Raw genomic sequence first — 3,430 nt, 5'->3', positions numbered from 1 at the left:
TTTGCATCCCTTGGAAAAACCGGCAGTTTGGTTATAATTCCCTTTTCGGTTTTTCACTCCCCGCGAGCAAACGGTAAGTTGAGGAAAATAATCATGGCGCATGAATGTCAAATTTGCGGAAAGAAGCCCCAGGTGGGAAACAACGTGAGCCACGCTAACAATAAAACCAAGCGGCTTTTCTCTCCCAACCTGCAGCGAATCACCATCAAAAAAGGCGGGAAGACGACGCGGATTCTGGCGTGCACCCGCTGCATCCGCACCGGTTCGTTTTTGTAAAATTCGGCGTTTTCGCAAGAATATTCGAGAGACGGCCGCTTACGATCGATTTCGGAAAAGCGGCCGTCTCCGTTTGTTTTGTTATTATCGGGTTGACGCTCCTTCCGGCTCCGCTTAGAATCCAATGGCTCTATCCATCATTCTGAAGAGAAGCGAAGAAGATTCATGGCGGAAACCTTTTCCTACGATCTTGTCGCCTTTTTGCGGGTGCTCTATCGGCGGCGATATTTCATCCTCAAAGGAACGATTGCGGCGGCCGTCCTATCCATTATCGTCTCGCTAGTCTGGCCCCAGACCTGGCGCGCCTACGCAAAAATCCTGGTTACTACTCCAAAATACAAAGAACAACTGCAACTTATCCCCAAACAGTTCGACGTGTTGACGTACCGGGGCATCATGGCGCAGGACAGTTTGTATCAAGATATCGTCTCTACGCTGAAATGGCAGCGAGGGGCGATTCATCGGCTGCTGCAAGAACCGGCGCTGGGGCGGATGAAACAGAACCTGCGGGAGAAAGCGAAAACGCTCAACCAATTTCAATTAATTGAAAACACCAATATTCCCCTGATGACGGAACTGTTGGCGGCGACGGCGCCGCCGGGAGAAGCGGCCGATCCGCTGCTGGAAGCGCGCATCTATATGCTGGCCCATTTGAGCGGCGAACAAATTGAAGAAATATACTCGACGAAGGAGAGCGCTCTGGACGATCTTTCCATTTTCGATCTGCGCAAGATGCTGCGTTGCAGCGTGGCCGTCATCAAAGAGACCAACCTGGAAACTATCTATTCGCAAACCATCGAACTTTCCGCCGATTACAGTACGGCGGCGGGTTCGGCCATGATGGCGAATACGTGGATCGGCCTCTTCGAAAAACGGGCGGAAGATATCCTGCGCATCGCCGTGGAAAAGCAGATCAAACTGACGCGGGAAAGCGCGGCGAAAGTAGAGATCGAATTGGCGTCCGCCGAAGCGGAATTGGCGGAAAACCGCATATCGTCCAACTTGGACCAGCTGAAGGCGGAAGCTGCTTCGCTTCTCATCCAATTGACGGGGGTAGCTCCCGTGCAACGCGCCGGGGAGAATAAGGTAGAGGATTTCTATTTGGAGGAAGAGAACAAGCCGTTCATGAAAGAACGCATGAAGATTTACGATGCGCTATCCTTCGAAATGACGCCGCAGTATGCGGAGGCGCTGATTCCCAAAAGCCGGGAACTGACGTTGTCGATCGCCGCGCAAAAAAATTTAATCGAAGCTATTGCGAAGCAGGGAAACGCTGCTTCGGCGGATGCGCAAACCTCGTTGTTGAAAGACGAAACGGAATTGGAAGCCGTCAATCGTCAAATCGCGGAAGCGACTCAACAATTATCCATTCTTAATCGAACCATCCGGCGGCAGGAAACGAAAATCGCCGCCATGGAGCGTTTCATTCAACAAAAGCGCAACGCGCTGCAAGATATTCAGCCGCTGTTGAACGAAGCGGACCTGCTGGAAAGCCGCCAGAACTCCGCGCAATACCGCGATGTAAGCGTGGGCCGCGCCATCAAACCGGATAAGCGCGTATTTCCCCGGCGTTCGATTATGGTTATCGCTGGGACGGGATTGGGTTGGGCGCTGTTTTGCGGCCTTGCCTTCTTCCTGGATATTTGGAAGCATGTCGTCAAGCCGGAGGCGGAAAGTCTGGCCGCCGATGGCCAGGTACCGTGACGGATAGAGCGTCGTTTCACTGGCGCGGCGCGGCGATGGCGCTGCTAACGGGATTTCTATCTTTTTTCTCCTTTTTCGCCGATCCAGAGGGAGAGCCATCGCAAATTCGTTGGCTCCTGTTGGTTTTGGGAGCCATGTCGTTGTTTTATCTGTTGGCGGCTTTGACGGCGGCGCGAACGAATAGCGGCGTAAAACTGAGGGATGTCCTATTCTGGGCGGCGATCTTCCGCCTGCTATTGTTGCCGAGCCTGCCAATTTTGGAAACCGATTATTACCGCTATTTATGGGACGGCTATGTCTTGACCAAGGGAGTCAATCCCTATCGCTATTCACCGGCGCAAATCATCCGCGCCGTGGAATCTGATCCTTCCATTCCGCAAGACGATCCTAAACTGCGGCGGATCGTGGATGAAACGAGGAAATACGATAAAGCCCGCGCCGTTCTCGAAGAAGTCAACAATCCCGACCTCCACACCATCTACCCGCCTTTCGCGCAAATTCTGTTCGGCGTTTCGTCGCTGATGGCGCCGTTGTCGATCTATGGTTGGCGTTTCGTAGTCCTATTCTTCGATTTCGCGCTGATCGCTGCGCTGATTCTGCTATTGCGGCGCTTGGCCATGCCTCCTGTTTTCGTAGCGTATTACGCCTGGTCGCCTTTGGTTTTGAAGGAATATATCAACACGCTTCATTGCGACGGCATCGCCTTATCGGGCTTATTTTTAGGTATATTGTTCTCGTTGGCATCCTACCCCCGCCGCTCCGCCGCCGCTTTCGCCAGCGCGGGGCTGATGAAGATTTTCCCCGCGCTGCTTCTCCCTTTCTGGACGAAAAAATGGCCTTGGAAAGCGTGGCTGATCTGGATTGGGACGACGGCGATTTTGATTTTTCCCTTTTTCGGAGTGGTCGGCCATTCATTGAAAAGCGCTGCCGCATTCGCCAATTATTGGGAAAGCAACAGCGGCCTCGTTGCCGGGTTGGAATGGACATTGTCGCGGCTGGGGCTTCCAGAATGGGGAACGGGGCGGCGGCTGTTCTCCATCGCGGGAGTCGATTGCGCTTTCGATGCCTTTTTCGTCGCTAAGGCGATTCTATTGGGATGTTTCTTCGGCCTTTTTATCTTCTTAATGTATAGATTTATACGAGAAAAAGAGGCTTCCACTGAGCGGCGGATGCGATGGACGTTTCAGCTTGTAGGAGCTATGATTTTGTGCAGTCCGGTATGCAATCCCTGGTATATTGCCTGGTGCGTTCCCTTTCTCTGCTTCTATCCCAGCGCGGCGTGGATTTATCTCTCCTTATCCAGTTTTGTTTACTACTCTTATTTTCTTTCCGATCCTTGGGGATTTCCTGCTTGGAGCCGGGCGCTGGAATATGGACCGTTCTTTCTGCTTTGGCTATGGGAGGCCTGGCGTAAAAAGCAATGATGAATGATGAATGATGAATGATGAAT

General features: G+C 52.4%; 3 protein-coding genes. All 3 read left to right on the top strand.

Annotation, left to right across the window (positions count from 1 at the left end):
- The first annotated feature begins 93 nt into the window (after positions 1–93).
- The 3 genes from rpmB to AB1656_06085 all read left to right on the top strand — a co-directional run bounded on the left by rpmB (position 94) and on the right by AB1656_06085 (position 3,404).
- On the top strand, positions 94–276 hold the full coding sequence (gene rpmB, locus AB1656_06095; GenBank protein ID MEW6234939.1) for a 50S ribosomal protein L28: 183 nt from the start codon (positions 94–96) through the stop codon (positions 274–276).
- A 165-nt stretch (positions 277–441) separates the two neighbouring features.
- On the top strand, positions 442–1,980 hold the full coding sequence (locus tag AB1656_06090) for a Wzz/FepE/Etk N-terminal domain-containing protein (protein ID MEW6234938.1): 1,539 nt from the start codon (positions 442–444) through the stop codon (positions 1,978–1,980).
- Positions 1,977–3,404, top strand: coding sequence for a glycosyltransferase 87 family protein (locus AB1656_06085; GenBank protein MEW6234937.1), 1,428 nt, complete (start codon positions 1,977–1,979; stop codon positions 3,402–3,404). Before AB1656_06090 ends, AB1656_06085 begins: the two co-directional genes overlap by 4 nt.
- The last annotated feature ends 26 nt before the right edge of the window (positions 3,405–3,430 follow it).

The sequence above is a fragment of the Candidatus Omnitrophota bacterium genome (genome assembly GCA_040755155.1).
Lineage (GTDB): Bacteria > Hinthialibacterota > Hinthialibacteria > Hinthialibacterales > Hinthialibacteraceae > JBFMBP01.
The sequence above is the reverse complement of the archived record's forward strand: the minus strand, read 5'-3'. Positions and strand labels throughout refer to the sequence as shown.

Bases quoted from the DNA above. Each gene is read 5' to 3' on its own strand.
- rpmB (MEW6234939.1), top strand. From the start codon at position 94: ATGGCGCATGAATGTCAAATTTGCGGAAAGAAGCCCCAGGTGGGAAAC.
- AB1656_06090 (MEW6234938.1), top strand. From the start codon at position 442: ATGGCGGAAACCTTTTCCTACGATCTTGTCGCCTTTTTGCGGGTGCTC.